We start from the raw sequence: 25,379 nt of genomic DNA, 5'->3' as shown, positions 1-25,379 counted from the left end.
ACTTCATGATCAACCGAGTTGGCCCGTGCCGGGTTGGGGTTAGTGGGTTGAGGGGGTTACGAAGGGGGGTTTTTGGAGGCGCAGGGGGGCTTGGCGGCCTCGGATGTCGACCTGCACCTCGTCGCCGTCGGCCAGGTTGGCGTCCGTGTCGATCAGGGCCAGGGCGATGCCCTGCTTGCGGGTCGGGCTGAAGGTGCCGCTGGTCACCGTGCCGACCTGCTTGTCGCCCACGTGCAGGGTCATGCCGGGGCGCGGGATGGCGCGGTCGACGGCCACCAGGCCGCGCAGCGTACGTCGGGGGCCGGCGGCCTTCTCGGCGAGCAGCGCGTCGCGGCCCCAGAAGGCCGGCTTGTCCCACCCGACCGCCCAGCCCGAGCGGGCCTGCACCGGGGTGATGTCCAGCGAGAGGTCCTGCCCGTGCAGCGGGTAGCCCATCTCGGTGCGCAGCGTGTCCCGGGCGGCCAGCCCGCAGGCACGCAGCTCGAACGCCTTGCCGGCGGCGAACAGCGCGTCCCACACGGTCACCGCGTACTCCGCCGGCACGACCAGCTCGTAGCCCAGCTCGCCGGTGTAGCCGGTACGGCAGACGGTCAGTTCCACCTCGGCGAGGCTGTCGGTGAGGCCGGCGGCGTCGAAGCTCATGTAGCCGTGCTCGGTGGGCAGGTCGAGGGCGGCGAGCAGTTCGCCCGAGCGGGGGCCCTGCACGGCCAGCACCGCGTACGCCTCGTGCTCGTCGGTGATGGTGATCCGCTCCGGGGCGGCGGCGCGCAGCCGGCGCACCACCTCGGCGGTGTTCGCGGCGTTCGGGATGAGGAAGACGTGGTCCTCGGCGTACAGGTAGGCGATGATGTCGTCCACCACGCCGCCGGTGGCGTCGTCGCAGCACAGCGTGTACTGCGCTCGGCCGGGCCCGATGCGGCGCAGGTCGTTGCTGAGGCAGGAGTTGACGAAGTCGGCCGCGCCGGGGCCGGTCACCCGGACCTTGCCCAGGTGCGACACGTCGAAGACCCCCACCGCCGTACGCACCGCGGCGTGCTCCTTGAGCACCCCGCCGCCGGCGTACTCCAGCGGCATCTCCCAGCCCCCGAAGGGGGCGAACTTGGCACCGGCGGCGGTGTGCCGCTCGTGCAGCGGGGAACGACGCAGCCGGGTCGCGGCGGCGTCGGAGGTCACGTCGGTCATGGGTGGCAACTTACCGGGGGCAACGCCGCTGGTTAGCATCGGCGGGACCCCGTTGCGTGATCGACGGGACAGCCCTGACGTCCGGCGGGTAGGTTCCGCCGGAGACCTTCACCGCTGGTACGCGACGCCGCGACCGGCCCGGCCCGCCCGGAGTAGCTTCAGTGACATCACCCCGCACCACCAACCTGAGCCTGGTCGACACCGACCCGGCCGAGCTCGCCGTCGACGCGATCGTGATCGGCGTGCACAGCCAGACCGGAGAGCAGGGCGCCACCAGCGGCCTCGCCGGCAACCTGCTGCTCGCCAGCGGCGCGGAGAGCATCGCCGTCGCCTTCGACGGCAAGCTGACCGAGACTCTCGCGCTGCTCGGCGCGACCGGTGGGGCGGGTGAGGTCGTCAAGCTGGCCACGCTGGGCACCGTCACCGCCCCGCTGGTCGTCGCGGTCGGGCTCGGCCCGGAGCCGACGGGCGCCGCCCCGGCGCCGGAGACGCTGCGCCGCGCCGCCGGCGCGGCGGTCCGGGCCCTGGCGGGTGCGCCGAAGGTGGCGCTGAGCATGCCGCTGCCCGACGACGCGGACGCGCCGGCCGCGCTGCGCGCGGTCGCCGAGGGCGCGCTTCTCGGCGGGTACCGGTTCGCCGGCTACAAGACCCGTCCGCAGCCGACCCGGCGGGAGCCGGTGGCCGAGGTGCTGATCGCCGTTCCGGACGCCGCTGAGCCGGCCGCCCAGGCGGAGATCACCCGGGCGCAGGCAGTCGCCGGCGCGGTCCGGCTCAGCCGGGACTGGGTGAACACCGCCCCGAACGAGCTGCGGCCCCCGTCGTTCGCCGACGCCGTGGCCGCTGCCGCCCGCGACGCGGGCCTCGACGTCGAGGTGCTGGACGAGGCGGCGCTGGCTGCGGGCGGGTACGGCGGCATCATCGCGGTCGGGCAGGGCTCGGAGGCCCCGCCGCGACTGGTGAAGCTCACCTACACCCCGCAGGACGGCGGCAACGGCAAGCGGGTCGCGCTGGTCGGCAAGGGCATCACCTTCGACACCGGTGGCATCTCGATCAAGCCGGCGCAGGGCATGTGGGAGATGAAGTCCGACATGGCGGGCGCCGCCGCGGTGGGCGCGGCCATGCTGGCGATCGCGGCGCTGAAGCCGGCGGTCGCGGTCAGCGCGTACCTGCCGATGGCCGAGAACATGCCGTCGGGCACCAGCTACCGGCCGGGCGACGTGATCAGCATGTTCAGCGGCAAGAAGGTGGAGGTGCTCAACACCGACGCCGAGGGCCGCATGGTCCTGGCCGACGCCATCGCCCGCGCGTGCGCCGACGGCACCGACTACCTGTTCGAGACCTCCACCCTGACCGGCGGTCAGGTGATCGCGCTGGGCAAGCGGGTGGCCGGCGTGATGGGCACCCCCGAGCTGTGCGAGCGGGTCCGGACGGTCGGCGACGCCGTCGGCGAGCCGGCCTGGCCGATGCCGCTGCCGGACGACGTGCGCAAGGGCATGGACTCCGACGTGGCGGACATCTCGCAGGTCAACGCCGGGATGGACCGGGCCGGGCACATGCTGCAGGGCGGCGTGTTCCTGCGCGAGTTCGTGGCCGACGACGTGGCGTGGGCGCACATCGACATCGCGGGGCCGGGCTACCACTCGGGCGAGCCGACCGGCTACTGGACCAAGGGCGGCACCGGCGTGCCGGTCCGCACGCTGGTGCAGCTGGTCGAGGACGTCGCCGCCAACGGCTGACGGACGTGAAGCCGAGGGGCCCCTTGCGGGGCCCCTCGGCATTGTCAGTACTGGTCGGGTCGGCGCTTGCGGCGCTCGTTGAAGTCGCGCATCCGCTGCGGGTAGCCCATCAGCCGGACGTCGTACACCGGGATGCCCATCCGGTACGCGAAGCGCCGCGCGCCGTCCGGACCGTCGATGCGGCGGCGCGTCCACTCCCCGTCGTCGGCGATCAGGATGACAGTGGTCTGGGTGACCGTCGTCCGCGGCTCGATGAACGCCTCGACGCCGCGCCGGCTGCGGATGAAGTTCGCGAGATGGTCCAGATCGCCGGGATCGGCCGCCCGGTCGTGGCTCAGCACACGCGCCTGCTTCCGGCGCCGGAACAACCCCACCGAACCGCTCCCCCACGTCACGTCATCGACAACGGTGCCAAGGGTACGTGTCGATGACGTGTCGTTGGGCACCTCACTACGCACCCTGTGCCCAGTGGTGACAAGATGACCGAGGTGGGGTGTGTCCGTGTTACCCCTCCGTGACCCCCGATGCAGTGACGCGACCTGGGAGTTGGACGTGAGCGAGCCGAACGAAGCGACCTTCGACATCGTCATCCTCGGAGGTGGCAGCGGCGGCTACGCGGCGGCGCTGCGCGCCGCCCAGCTGGACCTGTCCGTCGCGCTGATCGAAAAGGGCAAGCTCGGCGGGACCTGCCTGCACAACGGCTGCATCCCGACCAAGGCGCTGCTGCACGCGGCGGAGATCGCCGACCAGACCCGCGAGTCGGAGCAGTTCGGTGTGAAGGCCGAGCTGGTCGGCGTCGACATGGCCGGCGTCAACTCGTACAAGGACGGCGTGATCTCCCGGCTCTACAAGGGTCTGCAGGGCCTGGTGGGCGGCTCGAAGAACATCACCTTCGTGGCCGGCGCCGGCAAGCTGGTCGGCAAGAACGTGGTCGAGGTGGACGGCAAGCGCTACACCGGCCGCAACATCGTCCTGGCCTCCGGCTCGTACGCCAAGAGCCTGCCCGGCCTCGAGGTCGACGGCGAGCGGATCATCACGAGCGACCACGCGCTGACCCTGGACCGGATCCCCTCGTCGGTGATCGTCCTCGGCGGCGGTGTGATCGGCGTCGAGTTCGCCAGTGTGTGGAAGTCCTTCGGCGCGGACGTGACGATCGTCGAGGCGCTGCCCCGACTGGTCGCCGCCGAGGACGAGGAGTCGTCCAAGGCGCTGGAGCGGGCGTTCCGCAAGCGGAAGATCAACTTCAAGGTCGGCAAACCGTTCGAGAAGGTCGAGAAGACCGAGAACGGCGTCAAGCTGACCATCTCCGGCGGCGAGACCGTCGAGGCGGAGCTGCTGCTGGTCGCCGTCGGTCGCGGCCCGAACACCGCCAACCTCGGGTACGAGGAGCAGGGCGTCACGATGGACCGCGGCTACGTGCTGACCGACGAGCGGCTGCGCACCAGCGTGCCGAACGTCTACGCCGTCGGCGACATCGTGCCGGGCCTCCAGCTCGCGCACCGGGGCTTCCAGCAGGGCATCTTCGTCGCCGAGGAGATCGCCGGGCAGACCCCGGCCGTCATCGACGAGGTCGGCATCCCGCGGGTCACCTACTGCGACCCGGAGCTGGCGTCGGTGGGTCTGACCGAGGCGAAGGCCAAGGAGCAGTACGGGGCCGACAAGGTCAAGACCTTCAACTTCAACCTGGGTGGCAACGGCAAGAGCCAGATCCTCAAGACCACCGGCTTCGTGAAGCTGGTCCGGGTCGAGGACGGCCCCGTCGTCGGCGTCCACATGGTCGGCGCCCGGGTGGGTGAGCTGATCGGTGAGGCGCAGCTCATCTACAACTGGGAGGCGTACCCGGCCGAGGTCGCCCAGCTCGTGCACGCCCACCCGACCCAGAACGAGGCATTGGGCGAGGCGCACCTGGCTCTCGCCGGCAAGCCGCTGCACGTACACGCCTGATCACCCACATCGCGGCGTCCGGCGACGGGCGAAGATCCCCCAGGGGAATGAAGGAGTCTGGAGAACATGCCGGTATCGGTCACCATGCCCCGGCTCGGCGAGAGCGTCACCGAGGGCACCGTCACGCGCTGGCTCAAGCAGGAGGGCGACACGGTCGAGGTCGACGAGCCCCTGCTCGAGGTCTCGACCGACAAGGTCGACACCGAGATCCCGTCGCCCGCGGCGGGCGTGCTGAGCCGGATCGTGGTCGGCGAGGACGAGACCGCCGAGGTCGGTAGCGAGCTGGCCGTCATCGCCGGTGAGGGCGAGTCGACCGGTGGCGGCGAGGCCGCCGGTCAGGAGCAGGCCCCGGCCGAGTCGGCGGAGCCGGCCGCCGAGCCGGCCGCCGCCGAGGGCACCGCAGACGAGGTGACGCAGGACGAGACCCCGGCCGAGACGCCGGCTCCGGCCGCCGCGTCGTCGGGCGAGGGCACCGCGGTGAAGATGCCCGCCCTGGGTGAGAGCGTCACCGAGGGTACCGTCACCCGCTGGCTCAAGCAGGTCGGCGACACCATCGAGGTGGACGAGCCACTGCTGGAGGTCTCCACCGACAAGGTGGACACGGAGATCCCGTCGCCGGTCGCCGGCACGGTGCTGGAGATCAAGGTCGCCGAGGACGAGACCGCCGACGTCGGCGCCGACCTGGCGATCATCGGCGTCGCCGGTGGGGCCCCCGCTCAGGCCAAGCCCGAGCCGAAGCCCGAGCCGAAGGCGGAGGCCGCGCCGGCGCCGAAGGCCGAGCCGAAGCCGGAGCCGAAGGTCGAGGAGCCCACCCCGGGCATGTCGTACAACGAGCCGGCCGCCGAGGCGGAGACCTCGGCGCAGCCGGCGCAGGCCGAGCGGGCCGCTCAGCCGTCCGGGCCGACCGCCGCGCCGCAGCGCCCGTCCGCCCCGGCGCCGGGTGGCGGCGAGGAGGCCGCCGGGTACGTCACCCCGCTGGTGCGCAAGCTGGCCAGCGAGCACGGCGTCGACCTGGGCTCGCTCAACGGCACCGGCGTGGGTGGCCGGATCCGCAAGCAGGACGTCCTCGACGCGGCCGAGAAGGCGAAGGCCGCCAAGGCCGCGCCGGCTCCGGCGGCACAGCCGGCCGCCACCGCGCCGGCCGCTGCGGCCAAGCCGGCCGCGAAGCCGCAGCCGAGCGGCAAGCGGGGCACCACGGAGAAGCTCCCCCGGATCCGCAAGGCCATCGCCAAGCGGTTGCACGAGTCGCTGCACGAGATGGCGCAGCTCACCACGGTGGTCGAGGTGGACGTCACCCGGGTCGCCAAGCTGCGGGCACAGGCCAAGGACTCCTTCGTGCAGCGGCACGGCGTGAAGCTGTCCTTCCTGCCGTTCTTCGCCCTCGCCGCCGTCGAGGCGCTCCAGACGTACCCGATCGTCAACGCCCGGATGGACCTTGAAGGTGGCACGATCACCTACCCGGAGGCGGAGCACCTCGGCATCGCGGTGGACACCGAGCGGGGCCTGCTGACGCCGGTCATCCACAACGCCGGCGACCTCAACCTGGGCGGCATCGCCAAGCGGGTCGCGGACCTGGCCGAGCGGACCCGGACCAACAAGGTCAGCCCGGACGAGCTGGCCGGGGCAACCTTCACGCTGACCAACACGGGCAGCCGGGGCGCGCTCTTCGACACCCCGATCGTGCCGTCGCCGCAGTCGGCGATGCTCGGCACGGGTGCCGTGGTGAAGCGGCCGGTCGTGGTCAACGACCCGGAGCTGGGCGAGGTCGTCGCGGTCCGGTCGATGGTCTACCTGGCCATGTCCTACGACCACCGGCTGATCGACGGCGCCGACGCGGCGCGCTTCCTGACCGCGGTCAAGGAGCGGCTGGAGGCCGGCAACTTCGAGTCGGAGCTGGGCCTGGCCTGATCCGCCGCAACGCCGTAAGGGGCGCCCCGGTCATCGACCGGGGCGCCCCTTCGTCTCCGCCGCTCAGCCCTTGAGCAGCGCGGTCGAGACCTCCCAGAGCCGCTCGGCGGCCTCCGGGTCCAACGCGTAGTCGGCGACGCCCGTGCGCCCGCCCGGCCGGGCGGGGGCGGCCTGCTGGGAGTCCTCGAAGTAGCGCCCACCCACGCCGTCGAGCAGCGGCGACGCGGCCACCAGCACCGACGTCGCGGCACCCTGTTCGACTGTCTTCCACGCCGCCGCGTTGCCCGCGCGCAACCGGTTCAGCTCCTCCTCGCTGACGTAGCGCTGGAGGTTGGTGCGGATCGCGCCGGGCATCAGCGAGTTGGTGAAGATGCCGTCGTCGGCCCAGCGGCGGGTCGCCTCCACGGCGAAGAGCACGTTGGCCGTCTTCGACTGCCCGTACGCCTGCCACGGCTCGTACTCGCGGCGGTCGTACTGGATGTCGTCGAAGACCACCGGCGAGCGCAGGTGGGCGGCGGAGCTGACCGAGACGATCCGGGCCCCGTCGGCGGCGGCGAGCGCCGGGCGCAGCCCGGTGGCGAGCGCGAAGTGCCCGAGGTGGTTGGTGGCGAACTGCATCTCCCAGCCCTGCGGGGTGCGGCTCAGGGGCGCGGCCATGATGCCGGCGTTGTTGACCAGGATGTGCAGCGGGCCGTCCCAGTTGGCCACGAAGTCGGCGATCGAACCCTGGTCGGCGAGGTCGAGCGGGGCGATCAGGACGTGGTCGTTGCCGGTGGTGCCGGTGATGTCGTTGGCGGCCTTCTGGCCGGCGTCGGGGTTGCGGACGGCCAGGGTGACCTCCGCACCGGCGCTGGCCAGGGCACGGGCGGTCTCCACGCCGATGCCGGACGATCCGCCGGTGACGACCGCCCGCCGGCCGACGAGGTCCACGCCCCGGATCACGTCCATGGCCGTGGAGTCATGGGCGAACGACGTGGTGATCGGGTTGCTCGTCGTCATGATCCATCCTTGTCCAGGGTGGGGCGGGCCGGTCGGCCCGCCGGTTCGATGGAAGCGGAGGCCGCGGTCCAGGCGTCTTCCCGTCCCGGACCGGAGGTAACGCTCGACCATCGTCCGCGACGCCGGTTGCCACCCGCGGAGGCGCTACGGGACTTGATGTCCCGGTTCGTCGACTACTTCGCCACGAGTCGGGGCATGGCCGACACGCCGGTGGACGGTCCGCGGTCCCGCGACGCGGGCTGACCCGTTCCGTCCTCCGAGCAGGCCGGACGCTGCCAGAGTGGGTCTGTGGGCGGCTACCGGCGGGGCGGAAAACTGGGACCGGCCGTCTCGATCGCCCCCGGCGCCCGGGTGGACAAGTTCGAGGTCTTCTTCGACCTGGTCTTCGTCTTCTCGTTCTTCATCATCACGCGGGCGACGGCCGCGAACATCTCCGGTCGACAGCTGCTGCACGCTTCCCTGGTGCTCGCCGTGCTCTGGTGGATCTGGGTGGTGCACAGCCTGGTCGCCACCCGGGTACGGCTGGGCGAGGGCTATGTCCCGGTGCTCATGGTGATCGCGATGGTCGCGCTGTTCGCGTTCGCGCTGGCGCTCCCGCAGGCGTTCAGCGATCCGAAGGGCAGCGCCGCCGGCCCGATGCTGGTCGCCATCAGCTACGTGGTGGTCCGTGGCATCCACTGGGTCCTCTACCAGCATGTCGTGCGGGACAGCCCGCAGGAGCGCCGGCAACTGCGCCGGTTCGCCCCGGAGCTGGCGGCCAGCATTGTCCTGCTGCTGGCCGCCGCGCTGATCCCGCCGCAGATCGCCGACCCAAACCAGGCCGCCATGGTCCGCGACGGGCTGTGGATCGCCGTGGTGGTGGTGCAGTACGCCACCGGTTTCCTCGTCGGCACCTGGGGCTGGGGGGTGACCAGTGCGGAGCACTGGACCGAGCGCTACGACCTCATCCTGATCATCGCGCTGGGCGAGTCGGTGATCTCCACGGGAGTGGGCGGCAACCTGCTCGGCAAGGCGGTCACCTGGCCGGCGGTGGCCGCCGCCGCACTCGGCATCGTGATCACCGCCGCCCTCTGGTGGGCGCACTTCGACTTCGTCGGGCCCGCTGCCCGGATCGCCCTGCACGCCGCGGAGGGCGGCCCCCGGGTGGCGATGGCCCGCGACGCGTACGCGTACCTCTACCTGCCGATGATCGCCGGGGTGATCCTCTTCTCCATCGGCAACGAGGAGATCCTGCACAAGACCACCGATCCGGCCGGCGGTATCGCGGAGAAGATCGAAGGGCCGGCGGTGCCGATGCTCTTCGGCGGGTTGATCACCTACTTCGCCGTCAACATGCTGTTCCAGCTGCGGACCCTACACACCGTCACCTGGACCCGCGTGGGTGTCATCGTGGCTCTCACGGCGGCCCTGCCGATCGGCCTGCACCTGCCGGCGCTGGGCTCGCTCACCCTCGCGACAGTGATCTGCGTCGGTCTGGTGGCCGTCGAGGTGCTGGTGATGTCGGGCTCCCGGCACGCGCTGCGGGCGGCCGTGTTCGAGGAACGGACGACGCACGAGGCCAACGAGGCCGCCTGGCGGGCCCGCTGGCACGACCCCCCGGAGCCCGACGAGCCGGGCACACCGGAACGCTAGACTTCGCCCAGCGTCGCGGTGCACCCGGCACGAAGGCCGCCGTGGGCATGGAGGCGCGGGGACAGCATGGGACGAACGTGCACCCGAAGAGTTCACCCGCCGACCGGCTCGCCGCCCTCGGCAATCAGATGATCGAGATCCACCTCTGGCTCGGCGCGGAGCTGGCCCGCCTGCGAGCCGACCTCGGCGGCTCCCCCACCGGCGACGCCCGCCCGTCGCGGGACCTGCGGGCCCACTGTCTGAGCTTCTGCGCCGCGCTCGGCCGCCACCACACGGGTGAGGACGCCGGGGCGTTCCGGGTCCTGGCCGACGAGGTTCCCGAGCTGCGCCCGGTCCTGGCCAACCTGATCGTCGACCACGAAGTGGTGGCGGGGATCCTCGGGCGGATCGAGGAGGTGCTGGGCGACGACCGGCCGCTGCCGACCGCTCAGGTACGCGCCGAGCTGGACGGGCTGGCCGCGCTGCTGGAGTCGCACTTCCGGTACGAGGAGAAACGGCTCGTCACCGCGCTCAACGCGCTCACCGGCCGGCCCGGGACGACCGAGGACCTCCTCGGCCTGACCCCGCCGGCCGCGCGACGGCCCGGTCCTCGCCGGATGCGCCCGGGCCGGGCAGGCGCTCGTAGAAGCGGATCTTCTCCCGGAGGTGGTCGTACTGGCGCTGGAGCAGGCGCATCTGCTCCTCGACCTGCGCCGCGTGTCGTTGCAGCAACTCGCGCCGCTCGTCGACGGTGTGCTCACCCTCGCGAGCCAGGGCCGCGTACCGGCACATCTGGGCGATCGGCATCCCGGTGTCGCGCAGGCAGCGGAACAGCACCAGCCAGCTCAGGTCGTCGTCGGTGAAGACGCGCTGGCCGCCCGCCGTGCGACCCACGTCGGCCAGCAGGCCGATCTTCTCGTAGTACCGCAGCGTGTCCAGACTGAAGCCGCTGCGCCGGGCGGCCTCCGCGGGGGCGTAACCGGTCATGTCTCGGCATGGTAGCCACCCCTTGACCTGGAGCGCACTCCAGGTTGGAGGCTGGTCCGCATGACGACGACACGAACGTTGGGACGCAGCGGCATCGAGGTGAGCGCGATCGGGATGGGGTGCTGGGCGATCGGCGGCCCGCTCTGGGGTGACGACGGCCAGCCGTTCGGTTGGGGAGAGGTGGACGACGACGAGTCGATCCGTACGATCCACCGGGCTCTCGATCTCGGGGTGACCCTGTTCGACACCGCCAGCAACTACGGCGCCGGGCACAGCGAGCGCGTCCTCGGTCGGGCCCTGGCGGGTCGCCGGTCCGAGGCGGTGATCGCCACCAAGTTCGGCAACGTCAGCGACGAGGCCACCCGGCGGGCGCTCGGCACCGACGCCAGCCCGGCGTTCGCCGTGCGCAGCCTGGAGGACTCGCTGCGGCGGCTCGGCACCGACCACGTGGACCTCTACCAACTGCACATCAACGAACTGCCGGTGCCCGCCGCGCTCGACCTGGTCGGCACCCTCGAGGACCTGGTCGACCAGGGCAAGATCCGGGCGTACGGCTGGAGCACCGACAACCCGGCCTCGGCGGAGGCGTTCGCGGCGGCCGGGGCGCGCTGCGTCGCCATCCAGCACGACGAGTCGGTGCTGAGCGACAACGCGGCGGTCCTCGCCGTCTGTGACCGCCATGACCTGGCCAGCCTCAACCGGGGGCCGCTGGCGATGGGCCTGCTCACCGGGTCGACCCGCGCGCTCGGCGCCGACGACGTGCGCGGTCGCGCGCCCGAGTGGTTGCAGTGGTTCACCGACGGCCGGCCCACGCCACGGTGGGCGGCACGGGTCGAGCAGGTCCGCGCGGCGCTCACCGCGGACGGGCGGACCCTCGCGCAGGGCGCGCTCGGCTGGCTGCTGGCCCGCAGCCCGCGCACGGTGCCGATTCCCGGCCTCCGCACGGTGGCCCAGGCCGACGAAAACCTGGCAACCCTGACCCTGGGCCCGCTCCCCCAGGAGGCGTATGCCGAGGTGGAGCGCCTCCTCACCGACCTCCGCCCCGCCGCGAGGGTCTGACCCTCCACCCGGCCCTCGCCGATCGTGCACGTGTTGTCCGGGCAGGACGACCTAGCTGGGCTGAACGACGAGACAAAGTGCAAGATCGGCGAGGAGTGGGGCCCGGGCCGCATCCGGGGGTGACGTTTTCGACGAAGATAAGGGCATGCGGATCCTTCTGGCCGGCGCGTCCGGCTTTCTCGGCACCCGGCTGGGCGACCGGCTCGCCGCCGACGGGCACGAGGTCACCCGGCTGGTGCGCCGACCGGCGCGCGACCCGCGGGAGCGGCAGTGGGACCCGGCGGCCGGCCATCTCGACCCGGCGGCGGTCGCCGGGGCCGACGCCGTCATCAACCTGGCCGGCGCGGGCGTCGGCGACAAGCGCTGGAACGACGACTACCGGCGGCTCATCCGGACCAGCCGGGTGGACAGCAGCAGCACGCTCGCGACGACGATCGCCGGGCTGCCGGCGGCCGACCGTCCCCGAGCTCTGCTCAACTCGTCGGCCGTCGGCTGGTACGGCAACACGGGCGACCGGGTCGTCGAGGAGGACGCGCCCGCCGGCGAGGGTTTCCTGGCCGACGTCTGCCGGGTGTGGGAGGCCGCGACCCGTCCGGCCGAGGACGCCGGCGTACGCGTGGTGCGACTGCGCACCGGCCTGCCCCTGCACCGCGACGGCGGGCTGCTCAAGCCGCAGTTGCTGCCGTTCAAACTGGGCATCGCCGGGCGACTGGGCAGTGGCCGGCAGTGGCTGCCGTGGATCTCGATGGCCGACTGGCTGGACGCGACCCTCTTCCTGCTGGCCCACGACGAGATCGCCGGCCCGGTCAACGTGGTGGGGCCGCACCCGGTGACCAACGCCGAGTTCACCCGGGAGTTGGCCCGCCAGCTGCACCGGCCGGCGATCATCCCGATCCCCGCCCTGGCCCTGAAGGTGGCGCTCGGCGGCTTCGCCCACGAGGCCCTGACCAGCACGAGAGTCCACCCCACCGTCCTGACAAAGGCCGCCTACCCCTACCACCACCCCACCCTCCCGCAAGCCCTTCAGGCGGCCCTCACCGCCTGAAGGGCGCGTTGATCATGAAGTTATTGCCCGCCGTCTCGGCGTGTCATGGCAATAACTTCATGATCAACGCAGGGCCCCGGGGGTGAGTTAGCAGCCGATCACCCAGTAGTTGGGGGCGGTCTGCTTGAGGGTGCTGGTGTAGAAGGTGTTGTAGAGGCCCATGCGCTGGTTGGAGCCGTTGGCGTAGGCGTAGCCGCCGGACTGGTACGCCCGGCCGGCCGTGACGTGCGCGTAGTTGGTCGCGGTTACGCAGGTCGCCGGCGTGGTCGGGGTCGGGGTCGGCGTCGGGCTGGCCGTGGGGGTCGGCGTGGGGGTGGCCGTGGGGGTCGGGGTGGGGGTGCTGCCGCCGCCGTTCAGGCCGAAGAAGAGCGCGTCGCGGTACGTCGAGCAGATGGTGTCCAGGAAGTACGCGCCAGCGGTGCCGCACTGGTCCGCGGCGGAGCCCGGGTCGACCGGGGTGCCGTGGCCCATGCCGGAGACCCGGTAGAGGCGTACCTCGTCGTTGCCGTACACCTCCAGGCTGGTGTTGCCGGGCAGCGATGACGTGCTGGTCGGCGTCTGCGAGATCCCTCGCACGTTGGTCCACTGGTCGCGGGACTCGGTGCCGTTGAGCGGGGTGACAGTGGTGTCCGACGTGCCGTGCCAGATGGCCACCCGGGGGCGCGGGCCGGTGTAGCCGGAGTAGGCGCCACGGACCAGGTCGCCCCAGGCGGCCGGGGTCTTGTCCGTGCCCGGGTTCATGCAGCTGAACGCGTTGACCATGCTCGTGGCGCAGCGGTACGGGATGCCGGCGATGATCGATCCGGCGGCGAACACGTCCGGGTAGGTCGCCAGCATGACGGCGCTCATCGCCCCGCCCGCCGAGAGACCGCTGACGAAGACCCGCGAGCCGTCGACCGCGAAGTTCGCCTTGGCGTGGTCGACCATCTGCTTGATCGACAGCGCCTCGCCCTGACCCCGGGTCGTGTCGCCGCTCTCGAAGAAGTTGAAGCAGGAGTTGGCGTTGTTGCCGGACGGCTGCTGGGCGACGATCAGCGTGAACTTCCACTGGTCGGCGTACTTCTGCCAGCCGGAGCCGGCGAAGTAGCCGGAGGCGTTCTGGGTGCACCCGTGCAGCAGCACCACTGCCGGGGAGTTGGCCGGCAGGTTGTCCGGCCGGTAGGCGTACATGGCGAGGTTGCCCGGGTTGGACCCGAAACCGGTGACCTGGGTGAGGGCGGCGGCCTGGGCGGGCGTGGCGAGGGTGATCGCGCCCGCCGCGGCGAGGACGAGCCCGGCGACCGCACCGAGCAGCCGGTTGAGGGTGGACGAGGAGCGGCGCACGGCAGCCTCCTGAGAGGGGCAGACTGTGAACTGAGTCACTGTCGAGTTGCCGAGACGTTACGACGATGTGTCGGCGCTATGACATGGGGCACACTCACACATTCACGGCAGCCGTTGTGTACGACGAAGCACGGGCAGCGGAGCCGACAACAACCGCCGGTCTGACCGGCTCGTCCAGGTCCGGTTGGTAACGTCCGCTGCGTGCCGTCCTCCCCGTCGCTGGCCACCGGGCCCGCACCCGCGTCGCCGCCGCGCGCCCTCCGGGACCGCCGGGCCGACCTGATCGTCGTGCTGGTGGCGCTCGCGCTCGCCGTCTGGGTGACCAGCGGCCTGTGGCGGGACCCGAACGTCCGCGCGATCACCGTCAACTCCAGCGACCAGGCGCTCTTCGAGTGGCTGCTGGCCTTCGGCGGGCACGCGGTCACCCACGGGGAGAACCCCTTCTTCACCTACCTGATCAACGTCCCGGACGGCGTGAACCTCGCGGTCAACACCTCGATCACGGTGTACGCGGTGGTCTTCGCCCCGCTCACGTACCTCATCGGGCCGCCGGCGACGTTCCTGGTGATCCTCACGCTGAACCTGCTCGCCACCGCGCTGGCCTGGTACTGGCTGCTGTCGCGGCACGTGGTGCGCAGCCGCCTCGCCGCCGGGGTCGGCGGCCTGTTCATCGCCTACTCACCCGGCATGGTCTCGCACGCCAACGCGCACCTGAACTGGACCGCTGGCTGGCTCGTGCCGCTGCTGATCTGGCGACTGTTCGCGCTGCGCCGTCCCGGGCACTGGCTGCGCGACGGGGTGATCCTCGGCGTCGTGGTCGCGGTGGCGTTCTCGATCGCCGCCGAAGGGCTGTTCTTCGCCGCCCTCGCGCTCGGCGTGTTCGTCGCCGTCTGGGCGCTGCACCCGGCCCACCGCGCCGAGGCCCGAGCCGCCCTGCCCACCTTCCTGCGTGGGCTCGGCGTGACCGCGGTGGTCGCCGGGGTGCTGCTGTCGTACCCGTTGTGGCTGCACTTCGCCGGGCCGCAGCGGTTCCACGGCACCGGCTTCGACCCGGTGATCCACTCCGAGGACATCGCCGCCTTCGCCGCCTTCCCCCGCCGCTCCCTGGCCGGCGAGGTCGGGCTGGGCACCTCGCTCGCGCCGAACCCCACCGAGGAGAACTCGTTCTTCGGGATTCCGCTGCTCGTGCTCACCGTGGTCTGTTTCGTCGCGCTCTGGCGACGCGCCGACCCAGGCCGCCGGGCCGTCCTCTGGGCGCTGGGCGTCGTCGCGGTGATCTTCACGGTGCTGTCCTTCGGGCCGGTGGCGAAGATCGACGGACGCCGTACCGACCTGCCGATGCCGTTCGACGTGCTCGGGCAGCTGCCGGTGGTGAACGCCGCGCTGCCCGCCCGGCTGGCCCTGGTGGTGGCACCGGTGATCGGGGTTCTGCTGGCGTACACCATCGATCAACTGCGGGCCGCGCCGCCCCGGCACCGTTCGACGGAGCTGGCCTGGGCGCTGGGGTTCGCGGTGGCCCTGCTGCCGCTGCTGCCCACCCCGCTGTTGACCCGGGAGCGGGAGCCCATCCCGCACTTCATCACGTCCGGCGCGTGGCGGCAGTACGTCTCCGACGGCAACACGTTGACTCCGGTGCCGCTGGCCGTCGACATCTACCCGGACGGGCAGCGCTGGCAGGCGTACGCCCTGTCGCACCGGCAGGGCGAGTTCGCGATCCCCGGCGGCTTCTTCCTCGGCCCCGGCGGCCCGGACGGGCGGGGCCGGATCGGGCCGGTGCCGCGCACCCTGAGCGCGCTCATGGACGAGGCCGGCCGCACCGGGCTGATGCCGATCATCACCGACGGCACGAAACGGGAGGTCAGCTCGGACCTGCGGCACTGGCGGATCGAGACGGTGGTCCTCGCCGACGAGGTGCACGGCGCGAAGTTCGACGTCGACGAGGCGGCCGTCCGGCGTACCGCCACGGCCCTGTTTGGCGAGCCGCAGCGGATCGACGACGTCTGGCTCTGGCGCATCCCACCGGCTTGACCGACCCTTGGTGAGACGTCTCACCAGGGATCGCAGCCGAGTGCGGGACTAGGCTGGATGCCGTGACGACGACGACCTCCGGCCTGACGGCCGTCCGCGCCGGCCTGCTCGACTACCAGGCCGCCTGGGACGAGCAGCGGCGCCTGCACGAGTCGGTGGTGGCGGGCGAGCGCGGCGACACCGTGCTGCTGCTGGAGCACCCGAGCGTCTACACCGCGGGCAAGCGCACCGAGCCCTGGGATCGGCCCATGGACGGCACCCCGGTCGTCGACGTGGACCGGGGCGGCAAGATCACCTGGCACGGCCCGGGGCAGCTCGTCGGCTACCCGATCCTGCGGCTGCCCGACCCGGTGGACGTGGTCGCCTACGTCCGCCGCACCGAGGAGCTGCTCATCGACGTGTGCGCCGAGTTCGGCCTGGCCGCCGGCCGGGTCGAGGGGCGCAGCGGAGTCTGGGTGCCCGAGGACGACCGAGGGCCGGCCCGCAAGGTGGCCGCCATCGGCATCCGGGTGGCCCGGGGCGTCACCCTGCACGGCTTCTCGATCAACTGCGACTGCGACCTGACGTACTTCGACCGGATCGTCCCGTGCGGCATCCGCGACGCCGGCGTCACCTCGCTCACCGCCGAACTGGGCCGCCCGATCAGCGTCGCCGACGTGCTCCCGGTGGTCGAGCGCCGGCTGTCCACCCTCGTCGAGGTCTGAACTTCCGGCCGGCGGGCCGACCGTCGACCAGAAAATCCGCACCGGGTGTCCCGTGGAGGGCCCGACCGATCGTCCCTATGGTGGAGTCGGCGACCAGCGCCGACTCGACACCTGAGGCCGGCGTCCACCGCCCGGCCCGGACGCGAGGAGCGGACATGCCCACCTACATCGCGCTGACCTACACCGCGGACGTCGACTGGAGCAGCCCCGAGCAGGCCGCCGAGATGGCCGAGTACCGAGAGTTCGGCGCGGCCGCCCGCGCGGTGATCCGCGGCGGCAGCGCGCTCTACCCGACGGCCACCGCGACCACCGTACGGGTCTCCGGCGGCAAGGGCGGCGACGTGCTCACCACCGATGGCCCGTACGCCGAGACCAAGGAAGCCCTGACCGGCTTCTACCTGCTCGAATGCGCGGACCTGGACGAGGCCGTGGCGACGGTCGCAAAGATGCCCGCGGCCTGGAACGGCGCGGTCGAGGTACGCCCCGTCATCCCGCTGTGACCCTGACCGGCGACGCGACAGCCGGCGACGCGACGACAGCCGGCGACGCGGCCGCGCGAGTGATCCGGGCCGAGCGTTCCCGGATCCTCGCCACGCTGATCCGCGTCACCGGCAGCGTCGACCTCGCCGAGGACGCCACGCAGGACGCGATCGTCCGCGCTCTGCGGACCTGGCCGCGCGAGGGTGTGCCGGCCAACCCACGAGCGTGGCTGCTGGTGGTGGCGCGGCGGTGCGCGATCGACCTGATCCGCCGGGAGGCCCGCCGCGCCGGGAAGGAGGCCGAGGCCCTGTCGCTGCTCGATTCCGCACCGGACTCGCCCGAGGCCGTCCGGGACGACCTGCTCCGGCTGATCTTCACCTGCTGCCATCCGGCGCTGTCCCTGGACGCGCAGGTGGCCCTGGCGCTGCGCACCCTCGGCGGGCTGGCCACCGCCGAGGTGGCCCGCGCCCTGGTGGTGCCCGAGGCAACCATGGCCAAGCGGCTCACCCGGGCAAAACAGAAGATCACCCGGGCGGGCATCCCCTACCGCGTCCCGGCGGCCGAGGAACTGCCGGACCGGCTTGCCGGCGTCGCCACCACCGTCTACCTGATCTTCAACGAGGGTTACACGGCCGGTGCCGGCGACGACCTGATCCGGGTCGGGCTGGCGGACGAGGGTCTCCGGTTGGCGCGGCTGCTGGTCGAGCTGATGCCGGACGAGCCGACCGTGCTCGGCCTGCTGGCCCTGCTCCTGTTGCAGGACTCCCGGCGGCTGGCCCGGGTCGACGACGGCGGCCGGCCGCTGCTGCTGGCCGAGCAGGACCGCTCGCACTGGGACCGGGCGGCGATCACCACCGGCGTCGCGCTGGTCGGTCAGGCGCTGCGCCGCACCCCGGACAATCCCGACCGGTACGTCGTCCAGGCCGCCATCGCCGCTTGCCACGCCCTCGCCCCGTCCTACGACCAGACGCCCTGGGAGGCGGTGATCTCCTGGTACGACGTGCTGCTCACGGTGCACGACACACCGGTGGTACGGCTGAACCGGGCGGCCGCCGTCGGCGAGCGGGACGGCCCCGCCGCCGGGCTGGCTCTGGTGGAAGCGATCGTCGGGCTGGACGGCTACCCGTGGTTCCACGCCACCCGCGGCGAGTTGCTGCACCGCCTCGGCCGGGCCGACGAGGCCGCCACGGCGTACCGGGCGGCGCTCGCACTGGACCTCAACGGCCCGCAGTCGGCCCGGCTACGCGACCGGCTCGCCGAGTGTGGGCGACGCTAACACCCCGGCCCCGCGCGTGTGACGCCAATTTTCGCCTCGCCGGTGTCAGGCGTCACAACGTTCCGGGCGTGACGCCGGTCGCCTGACGCACATAGACGCCCGCCATCCGGCGTAGGCTCGTTTTCGTGACGATCGAGCACTCCGCGCCGACGACCGGCCAGGCAGCGCGTACCGCAACGGCCGCCCCCGAGGGGCGTCGCCTGCTGCGGATCGAGGCGCGCAACGCCGAGACGCCGATCGAGCGCAAACCGCCATGGATCAAGGTCAAGGCCAAGATGGGCCCGGAGTACACCCAGCTGCGCGGGCTCGTCTCGCGCGAAGGGCTGCACACCGTCTGCCAGGAGGCCGGCTGCCCCAACATCTACGAGTGTTGGGAAGACCGGGAGGCCACCTTCCTCATCGGCGGCGACCAGTGCACCCGGCGCTGCGACTTCTGCCAGATCGACACCGGCAAGCCGGCCGAGTTCGACGCCGACGAGCCGCGCCGCGTGGCCGAGTCGGTGGTCTCGATGGGCCTGCGGTACGCCACCATCACCGGTGTCGCCCGCGACGACCTGCCCGACGGCGGGGCCTGGCTGTACGCCGAGACCGTCCGGCAGATCCACGCCCTGCAGCCCGGCTGCGGCGTCGAGCTGCTCATCCCCGACTTCAACGCCGTGCCCGAGCAGCTGGCCGAGGTCTTCGGCTCCCGGCCCGAGGTGCTGGCCCACAACGTGGAGACCGTGCCGCGCATCTTCAAGCGCATCCGGCCGGCGTTCCGCTACGACCGCTCGCTGGACGTGATCCGGCAGGCCCGCGCCGACGGCCTGGTCACCAAGAGCAACCTCATCCTGGGCATGGGCGAGGAGCGGGCCGAGATCTCCCAGGCGCTGCGCGACCTGCACGAGGCGGGCTGCGAGCTGATCACCATCACGCAGTACCTGCGCCCCTCCCCCCGCCACCACCCGGTGACGCGCTGGGTCAAGCCGGAGGAGTTCGTGGAGCTGCGCGAGGAGGCCGAGGAGATCGGCTTCGCCGGGGTGATGAGCGGGCCGCTGGTGCGCTCGTCGTACCGGGCCGGCCGGCTCTACAAGCAGGCGCTCGACGCTCGCGCCGCCACCCCGGTCGCCACCGCCGGCTGACCCGCCGACAGCGCCGCACGGGCCGTGCGGCGTCCGGGTGTCATGATCGTGCGATGACCGCCGGCGTACGCGAACAGCCGCGCGGCGCGGGACGACCGCGTGCGCGGCCCGGTTCGCGCCTCGGCCTGGTCGGCTGGCTCACCGCCCTGACCGTGCTCGCCGGGGTCGGCTACCGGCTCTGGCTGCTGGGCCACGCCACTCCCCCGACGAACAGCGACGAGGCCACCATGGGGCTGGCCGCGCTGCACATCGCCCGGGGCGAGGGTTTCCCGGTCTGGTTCTACGGCCAGCAGTACATGGGCACGCTGGAGGCGTACCTGGCCGCGCCGGTGTTCGCCCTGGCCGGCCCGTCCCTGTTCGATCTGCGGCTCCCCACGCTGGCGCTGTACGCGCTGTTCCTGCTGCTGACCTGGCGGCTGACGCTGCGGCTGACCGGGGACCGCTGGTTCGCCCTGTTGGCGGTGGCGCTGCTGGCGCTCGGCGCCGACCGGGTGGTCAAGAACCAGTTGATCGCCGGCGGCGGCTACCCGGAGATGAACGCGGCCGGGGTGGCGCTCGCCCTGCTCGCCGTCGACCTGGCCGCCGACCGGCCGGGGTGGCGACTCGTCCGCTGGGCGGTCTGGGGGTTCCTGGCCGGGCTGCTGCTCTGGGTCGACCCGCTGGTGCTGCCGTACGTCGTGGCGACCGGGGCGGTGCTTGTCGGGTTCCGCCACCGGGAGCTGCGCGGGCGGGCCGGAGCGCTGCTCGGGGCGGCGGCCGTGCTGGGGGCTGCCCCGCTGCTGGGGCACAGCCTGCTGACCGGCCGCAACCCGCTGCACGCGGTGCTCGCCGCCGGCGGGGCGGACGCCAGCGCGAGCTGGGCGGACCGGCTGCACGGCGGGCTGCTGCTCGGGCCGCCGCTCGGCATGGGGTTCTGCGGCCCCGGGTCCTGCGCCACCTGGCAACTGTGGTGGGCGTACGCGCTGCCGGTGCTGCTGGTCGTCGCCGCCGGCACGGCCTGGCGAACGCTGCGCCGCCCACCCGGCTCACCCGGCACGGACGGCTCACCCGGTGCGGAGGGCTCGGCGCCCCGGGTCGCGGCGGCCATGCGGCTGGCTCTCGTGCTGGCCGCGGTGGCCACCCTCGGCGCGTACACCCTGAGTAGTTCCTCCGGCCTCACCCCGGCGGAGAGTGCGCGCTACCTGTCCACCCTGCTCATCTCCGTGCCGGCGCTGCTCTGGCCGGTCTGGACGCTGGCCCGGCCCGGCCCCGGGTGGATGGCGGCCCGGCCGGCGGCGCTTGTCATCCTCGCCGCCACGCTGCTCACCGCCGCCTACGCCACCGGGCAGGCGGCGCGGACGGCCCCGGCGACCCGGGCCGCCGAGGCCCGGCACGCCGAGCTGGTGGCCACGCTGCGCCACCTTGGCGTACGACACGTCCGCGCCGGCTACTGGACCTGCAACCGCCTCACCTTCGCCAGCGCCGAGAAGGTGGTCTGCGCGGTCGTCGACGACAGTCTGCGCCCCGGCTTCGACCGCTACCCCGCGTACCGCCGCGAGGTGGAGCGTGCGGCGGCGCCGGCCTGGGTCGCGCCGATCGGCTCGCCGCTGGCGGCCCGGCTCGACGAGCGGCTCGGCACCGGCCCGGCCGACCTCGACCTGGTCACCCTCGACGGCTGGCGGATCTACCTGCCGCGCGGCTGAGGAGACCGGGCCGCCCTCAGCGGGGCACGGCGGGCTCGGCGAGCAGGCCGAGACGGCGGGCCAACGCGGCGGCCTCCCCGCGGTTGGTCACGTCCAGCTTGGCGATGATCCGGGAGACGTGCACGCTTGCCGTCTTCGGGGAGATGAACAGCCGCTCGGCGATCCGGCTGTTGCTGTGCCCCTCGGCGACCAGCCGCAGCACCTCCCGCTCCCGGGACGTCAGCAGATCGGCCCCGGCCCCGCCGTTGCCGGTCCCCCGCAGGCCGACCCGCCGTGCCAGGGTGGCGGCCGTCTCGGCCAGCGGCGTCGCGCCCAGCCGCCGGGCGATCTGGGCCGCCTCGGTGACCGCGGCCGACACCTCGTCGCGCTCGCCCGCGGCGGCGGCAGCCTCGGCCAGCCCCAGCAACGCCCGGCCGAGCGGGTACGGCTGCCCGTCGACGCGCCACGCCTGCACCGCCGCCCGCCACGCCGGCAACGCCTCGTCGTCGGCCGCCAGCAGGGCGCTGACCTGGGCGGCGTGCGCCCGCGCGGCCGGGTGTCGCGCCGGCAGGTCGGCCGCGAGCACGCCGACGGCGGCGGCCAGCTCCACGTCACCCACCCGGGCGGCGGTACGCGCGGCGGCGCTCAGCACCGGCCAACCCTCGCGGGGCAACTGCGGCAGGCTGTCGTCGGCCACCGCGACGCGAGCCGCGCGGACCGCCTCGACCTTGTCGTCGGCGGCCAGCGCCGCCTCGATGCCCAGCTCGTGCAGGGGCAGTCGATGGTTCGGCCACAGGTAGGGGCGGCCGAGGAAGGCCAACGCCCGATCGACCATCTCGTCGGCGCCCGGGTGTGCCCGCGCCAGCCGCAGACCGGCGCCCAACTGCAGCCAGTGCAGCCCGGTGACGCCGGACAGGTCGATCCGGGCGGCCTCCGCGCAGACCGTCTCGGCCTCGTCCCACCGACCCAGCGCGATCAGCGCCTCGGCCCGGTTGGACAGCAGGTACGCCCCGGTCGAGCGGCTGATTCCCACCCGCCGCGCCTCGGCCAGGCCGGCCTCGGCCGCCTGCGCGGACTCGGCGTAGTGGCCCAGCTCGCAGAGCACGTCCGACTGGAACACCTTGACCACCACGAGAGCCGCCGTGTCCCCGGCCGCCTGGGCCACGGCCTCGGCGTTGCCCAGCTCGGCCAACCGGTCGTCCAGCTTCTGGTGGCAGAGCAGGGCGATCCGGGTCGGCAGCAGGGCCAGCTCCTCGCCGAGCGCCTCGGCGTCCGTGCTCGCCTCGGCGGCGACCAGGGCCGCCTGCTCAGGATCGATCTTGACCAGGTGGGCGGCGACGTCGGCGAGCAGCCGGACGCGCTCCACCCCGAAGGGCCCGCCGGCCGCCAGGCGGTACGCCTCATCCAGCTCCCGCCGGCCGTCGCTCTTGCCGAGCAGGGCCATCAGCCGGCCCCGCTGGTCGAGCAGGCGGGCGGCGCGCAGCGGCGCGGCGTCGGCGTCCACCTCGGCCAGGCCGGCGCGGGTCAACGTGATGGCCCGACTGAAGTCGCCAGCCGTCACCGCCGCGTCCAGGGTCTGCTCCAGCAACGCCAGGTGGTCCATGCCGAGCAGGTCGGCCGCGTCGGGCACCAGCTCCCACAGCTCCAACGCCCGCTCCAGCAGTCGACGCTGCTCGGCGTAGGCGTACCGGTCGGCGGCGGCGCAGGCCGCGACCCGCGCGGCGACCAGGGCACGGGGGTGGTCGTGCGCCGCGTACCAGTGGTGGGCGATCTCGGCCGGAGCGCGGCCGGCGACGACCAGGTGCGGCTGGGCCTCGATCGCGGCGGCGAACCGCGCGTGCAGCCGGGCGTGCTCACCGGGCAGCAACTCGTCGTGCACGGCCTCGCGCACCAGAGCGTGCCGGAACTCGTAGTCGCCGTCCGGGTCGGCGACCACCAGTTGGGCCGCGACGGCGGCGCGCAACGCGTCCTCCAGCTCGGCCTCGGGCAGGCCGGCGACCTCGGCGAGCAGACCGTGGGCGAAGCGGGTGCCGCCGGCCGCGGCGATCCGCAGCACCCGCTGAGCCGGCTCGGGCAACCGGTCCACCCGGGCCAGCAGCAGGTCGCGCAGCGTCTCGGGCAGCGCCGCGCAGCCGAGCGGGGAACCGGCGACGGCCAGCTCCTCGATGAAGAAGGGGTTGCCCTGCGTACGGTCGTGGATGTCGTCGACGGCACGGGGCGCCGGCTCGCCGCCGAGCAGGTCGGCGAGGATCGCGCCGGTGCCGTCGCGGTCCAGCCGGCCCAGCTCGACCCGCTCGACACCGCGTGCCCGGTCCAGCTCGGCGAGGAACGGGCGCAGCGGGTGGCCACGCTGCAACTCGTCGGTGCGGTAGGTGCAGACCAGCAGCAGCCGGCCTGGCCGTGCGGCCCGGACCAGGAAACCGATCAGGTCCCGGGTGGAACGGTCCGCCCAGTGCAGGTCCTCGATGATCAGCAGCAGTGGCCGGGCGTCGGCGAGCCGCTGGAACAGTTCGGCGACCAGGTCGAACAGGTATCCACGTGGGGCGTCGGTCAGTGGTCGCGCGCTCGGCGCGGTCAACCCCGCCGGCACCCGGCCCAGCTCCGGCAGCAGGCGGGCGAACTCCGCCTCGTAGCCGGCGAAGACCTCCGCGCCGTCGGCGCGCAACACCGCGCGCAGAGCCGCGGCGAACGGGGCGAACGGCAGGCCGGCCTCACCCAGCTCCAGGCACTGGCCGACCAGCACCCGGGTGCCCGCGGCGGTGGCTCCGGCTGCGAACTCCTCGAGCAGCCGGGTCTTGCCCACGCCCGCCTCGCCACCGACCAGCACGGTGGCCGGCTCGCCCTTCCCGGCGCGGCCCAGCGCGTCCCGCAGCGTCGCGATCTCACGCTGGCGGCCGACGAGGACGGAACTGGCGGCACGTACGGTCACGGGACCGAGCATGCCATGACCGGACGAAACACCGGCCCCGCCGATCGGCCGGCGCCGCGGCGACAGGGCACCCGCCCCGGACCCGGGCTCGCCGCCCGGCGGCGCGGAGCCAGGCCGGTCCGCTGACGGCCCGGACCCGGACCCGCCGGCTGACGGCCCGGACCCGGGCGCCGGTCCGTCATGCCGGGCGGCCGGTGGGACGGGCCCGGGCCCGCTGGGCGCGGTGGGTACGGCGGTCGTGGTCACCGGCGGTCGTCACCCGTGCGGCGGGCCGGCTGGCGGCGGCCCAGCCAGGTACGACCCGAGCGGCGCGGCACCGACCGCGCCAGTCGCTCCGCCGCAGCCTCGGCCCGCAGCTCAGCGGCGTGGGTACGGTGCATGGAGAGCAGGAAATCTACGTCGTTGCCGAACATGTCGGGCTCCTTCGTCGCGTCGTCGTCTTCTGCTGACGACTCTTCGCGCGAAGGCCCCGGCCCGGCATGGGCACACCGCCTCATCTTGCCCGGCCGCACCCTCCTTACCCGCCAGGTCGGGGCGCCTCAGGCGACGTAAGGTACTCAGCCGGCCGGCACCCGGACGCGGATCAACGCGGCGGGCGGGGACCACTAGACTCTGCGGCATGGCAAAGCCCCAGGAGAAGGTCTCGTTCGGCCAGCGGCTGAAGCAGATCGGGATGGTGTTCCAGTTCACCGCCAAGCAGGACCGGTGGTTCGCGCCGCTGGTCGCCGCAGCGGTGCTCATCCCGCTCGCGCTCACCGTGGTCGCGGTGATCCTCTGGAGCTGGATCTGGCTGCCGCTGGGCATCCTGTTCGCCCTGCTCGCGGTGCTGATCGTGCTGAACCTGCGGTCCAACAAGGCGATGATGAACGCCGCCGAGGGCCAGCCCGGCGCGGCGGCGCAGATCATGGACAACATACGCGGCGACTGGCGGGTCACCCCTGCCGTCAGCTCGACCACCCAGATGGACATGGTCCACCTGGTCATCGGCCGGCCGGGCGTGATCCTGCTGGCCGAGGGCAACCCACAACGGGTACGCGGCCTGCTCGGGCAAGAGAAGCGACGGCTCGCCAAGGTCATCGGCTCCGCCCCGCTACACGACTACGTGATCGGTCAGCAGGAGGGCGAGCTGCCGATCCGCAAGCTGCGCACGACGCTGCTGCGGCTGCCCCGCGCGCTCAGCGGCAAGGACGTCAACGCGCTGGACAAGCGACTCAAGGCGCTCACCGCCCGTCCGCAGATGCCCAAGGGCGCGATCCCGAAGAACATGCGGCCGCCCGGCGGCGCCCGCCAGCCGCGACGCTGACCCGTACACCACAGAAAGAGCCGGGCCCGGACGGGTCCGGCTCTTTCCGCACCTAGCGCCCCGCGCCCCGCGCCCCGCGCCCC

Annotated in this window: 20 protein-coding genes and 1 pseudogene; 14 read left to right on the top strand and 7 right to left on the bottom strand. The window is 73.0% G+C overall.

The window, feature by feature from the left end:
• Positions 1-39 precede the first annotated feature (39 nt).
• Positions 40-1,182, bottom strand: coding sequence for a glycine cleavage system aminomethyltransferase GcvT (gene gcvT, locus ACGGAQ_RS11430; RefSeq protein ID WP_393047308.1), 1,143 nt, complete (start codon positions 1,180-1,182; stop codon positions 40-42).
• Positions 1,183-1,343: 161 nt separating this feature from the next.
• On the opposite strand from gcvT, the gene ACGGAQ_RS11425 reads away from it, so the two are divergent.
• Positions 1,344-2,918, top strand: a complete 1,575-nt coding sequence (locus tag ACGGAQ_RS11425; protein WP_393047305.1) for a leucyl aminopeptidase — start codon at positions 1,344-1,346, stop codon at positions 2,916-2,918.
• Between the two features lie 44 nt (positions 2,919-2,962).
• On the opposite strand, the gene ACGGAQ_RS11420 is transcribed toward ACGGAQ_RS11425, so the two are convergent.
• Positions 2,963-3,292 (bottom strand): hypothetical protein, encoded by a 330-nt coding sequence (locus ACGGAQ_RS11420; RefSeq protein ID WP_354859740.1) that lies wholly within the window; start codon positions 3,290-3,292, stop codon positions 2,963-2,965.
• Positions 3,293-3,470: 178 nt separating this feature from the next.
• On the opposite strand from ACGGAQ_RS11420, the gene lpdA reads away from it, so the two are divergent.
• Both lpdA and sucB read left to right on the top strand, forming a co-directional pair.
• Entirely contained in the window at positions 3,471-4,862 is a 1,392-nt protein-coding gene (gene lpdA, locus ACGGAQ_RS11415) for a dihydrolipoyl dehydrogenase (protein ID WP_393047303.1), read from the top strand.
• 66 nt (positions 4,863-4,928) lie between these two features.
• A complete protein-coding gene (sucB, locus tag ACGGAQ_RS11410) occupies positions 4,929-6,770 on the top strand; it encodes a 2-oxoglutarate dehydrogenase, E2 component, dihydrolipoamide succinyltransferase (protein ID WP_393047300.1) in 1,842 nt (613 codons plus the stop codon).
• Positions 6,771-6,833: 63 nt separating this feature from the next.
• Here sucB and ACGGAQ_RS11405 read toward each other — a convergent pair whose 3' ends face one another.
• Entirely contained in the window at positions 6,834-7,769 is a 936-nt protein-coding gene (locus tag ACGGAQ_RS11405; protein ID WP_393047297.1) for an SDR family NAD(P)-dependent oxidoreductase, read from the bottom strand.
• A 288-nt stretch (positions 7,770-8,057) separates the two neighbouring features.
• Between ACGGAQ_RS11405 and ACGGAQ_RS11400 the strand changes: the two genes are divergently transcribed.
• Together ACGGAQ_RS11400 and ACGGAQ_RS11395 are read left to right on the top strand one after the other, a co-directional pair.
• The gene (locus ACGGAQ_RS11400) at positions 8,058-9,401 is read left to right on the top strand and encodes a low temperature requirement protein A (RefSeq protein WP_393047294.1); all 1,344 of its coding nucleotides are present in this window, start codon (positions 8,058-8,060) and stop codon (positions 9,399-9,401) included.
• A 47-nt stretch (positions 9,402-9,448) separates the two neighbouring features.
• Positions 9,449-9,850 (top strand): annotated as a pseudogene (locus ACGGAQ_RS11395) (hemerythrin domain-containing protein); the annotation flags it as partial.
• A 70-nt stretch (positions 9,851-9,920) separates the two neighbouring features.
• On the opposite strand, the gene ACGGAQ_RS11390 reads toward ACGGAQ_RS11395, so the two are convergent.
• Entirely contained in the window at positions 9,921-10,367 is a 447-nt protein-coding gene (locus ACGGAQ_RS11390) for a MerR family transcriptional regulator (protein WP_393047291.1), read from the bottom strand.
• A 60-nt stretch (positions 10,368-10,427) separates the two neighbouring features.
• Between ACGGAQ_RS11390 and ACGGAQ_RS11385 the strand changes: the two genes are divergently transcribed.
• Both ACGGAQ_RS11385 and ACGGAQ_RS11380 read left to right on the top strand, forming a co-directional pair.
• Entirely contained in the window at positions 10,428-11,426 is a 999-nt protein-coding gene (locus ACGGAQ_RS11385) for an aldo/keto reductase (RefSeq protein ID WP_393047288.1), read from the top strand.
• Positions 11,427-11,571: 145 nt separating this feature from the next.
• Positions 11,572-12,471, top strand: coding sequence for a TIGR01777 family oxidoreductase (locus ACGGAQ_RS11380; protein ID WP_393047285.1), 900 nt, complete (start codon positions 11,572-11,574; stop codon positions 12,469-12,471).
• Between the two features lie 87 nt (positions 12,472-12,558).
• Here the strand turns inward: ACGGAQ_RS11380 and ACGGAQ_RS11375 are convergent, their stop codons facing one another.
• Positions 12,559-13,794: a PHB depolymerase family esterase gene (locus tag ACGGAQ_RS11375; protein ID WP_393047282.1), complete on the bottom strand. Its 1,236-nt coding sequence runs from the start codon at positions 13,792-13,794 to the stop codon at positions 12,559-12,561.
• A gap of 201 nt (positions 13,795-13,995) precedes the next feature.
• On the opposite strand from ACGGAQ_RS11375, the gene ACGGAQ_RS11370 reads away from it, so the two are divergent.
• The 6 genes from ACGGAQ_RS11370 (at position 13,996) to ACGGAQ_RS11345 (ending at position 21,085) form a co-directional block, all read left to right on the top strand.
• A complete protein-coding gene (locus ACGGAQ_RS11370) occupies positions 13,996-15,822 on the top strand; it encodes a DUF2079 domain-containing protein (RefSeq protein ID WP_393047280.1) in 1,827 nt (608 codons plus the stop codon).
• A 62-nt stretch (positions 15,823-15,884) separates the two neighbouring features.
• Complete coding sequence (lipB, locus tag ACGGAQ_RS11365) at positions 15,885-16,526, top strand: lipoyl(octanoyl) transferase LipB (RefSeq protein WP_393047278.1); 642 nt, start codon at positions 15,885-15,887, stop codon at positions 16,524-16,526.
• Between the two features lie 155 nt (positions 16,527-16,681).
• Complete coding sequence (locus ACGGAQ_RS11360; protein ID WP_393047275.1) at positions 16,682-17,026, top strand: YciI family protein; 345 nt, start codon at positions 16,682-16,684, stop codon at positions 17,024-17,026.
• 2 nt (positions 17,027-17,028) lie between these two features.
• Positions 17,029-18,282: an RNA polymerase sigma factor gene (locus ACGGAQ_RS11355; RefSeq protein ID WP_393047868.1), complete on the top strand. Its 1,254-nt coding sequence runs from the start codon at positions 17,029-17,031 to the stop codon at positions 18,280-18,282.
• 125 nt (positions 18,283-18,407) lie between these two features.
• Entirely contained in the window at positions 18,408-19,403 is a 996-nt protein-coding gene (gene lipA / locus ACGGAQ_RS11350; RefSeq protein ID WP_354861387.1) for a lipoyl synthase, read from the top strand.
• Positions 19,404-19,456: 53 nt separating this feature from the next.
• Positions 19,457-21,085 (top strand): hypothetical protein, encoded by a 1,629-nt coding sequence (locus ACGGAQ_RS11345; RefSeq protein ID WP_393047271.1) that lies wholly within the window; start codon positions 19,457-19,459, stop codon positions 21,083-21,085.
• 16 nt (positions 21,086-21,101) lie between these two features.
• On the opposite strand, the gene ACGGAQ_RS11340 is transcribed toward ACGGAQ_RS11345, so the two are convergent.
• Positions 21,102-23,993, bottom strand: a complete 2,892-nt coding sequence (locus ACGGAQ_RS11340; RefSeq protein WP_393047268.1) for an ATP-binding protein — start codon at positions 23,991-23,993, stop codon at positions 21,102-21,104.
• A 242-nt stretch (positions 23,994-24,235) separates the two neighbouring features.
• On the bottom strand, positions 24,236-24,406 hold the full coding sequence (locus tag ACGGAQ_RS11335; protein WP_387259524.1) for a hypothetical protein: 171 nt from the start codon (positions 24,404-24,406) through the stop codon (positions 24,236-24,238).
• A 206-nt stretch (positions 24,407-24,612) separates the two neighbouring features.
• Between ACGGAQ_RS11335 and ACGGAQ_RS11330 the strand changes: the two genes are divergently transcribed.
• Entirely contained in the window at positions 24,613-25,296 is a 684-nt protein-coding gene (locus ACGGAQ_RS11330; RefSeq protein WP_393047265.1) for a DUF4191 domain-containing protein, read from the top strand.
• The last annotated feature ends 83 nt before the right edge of the window (positions 25,297-25,379 follow it).

It is taken from the genome of Micromonospora sp. NPDC047557 (assembly GCF_043205095.1).
Lineage (GTDB): Bacteria > Actinomycetota > Actinomycetes > Mycobacteriales > Micromonosporaceae > Micromonospora.
This window is presented reverse-complemented; position numbering and strand designations above follow the sequence as displayed.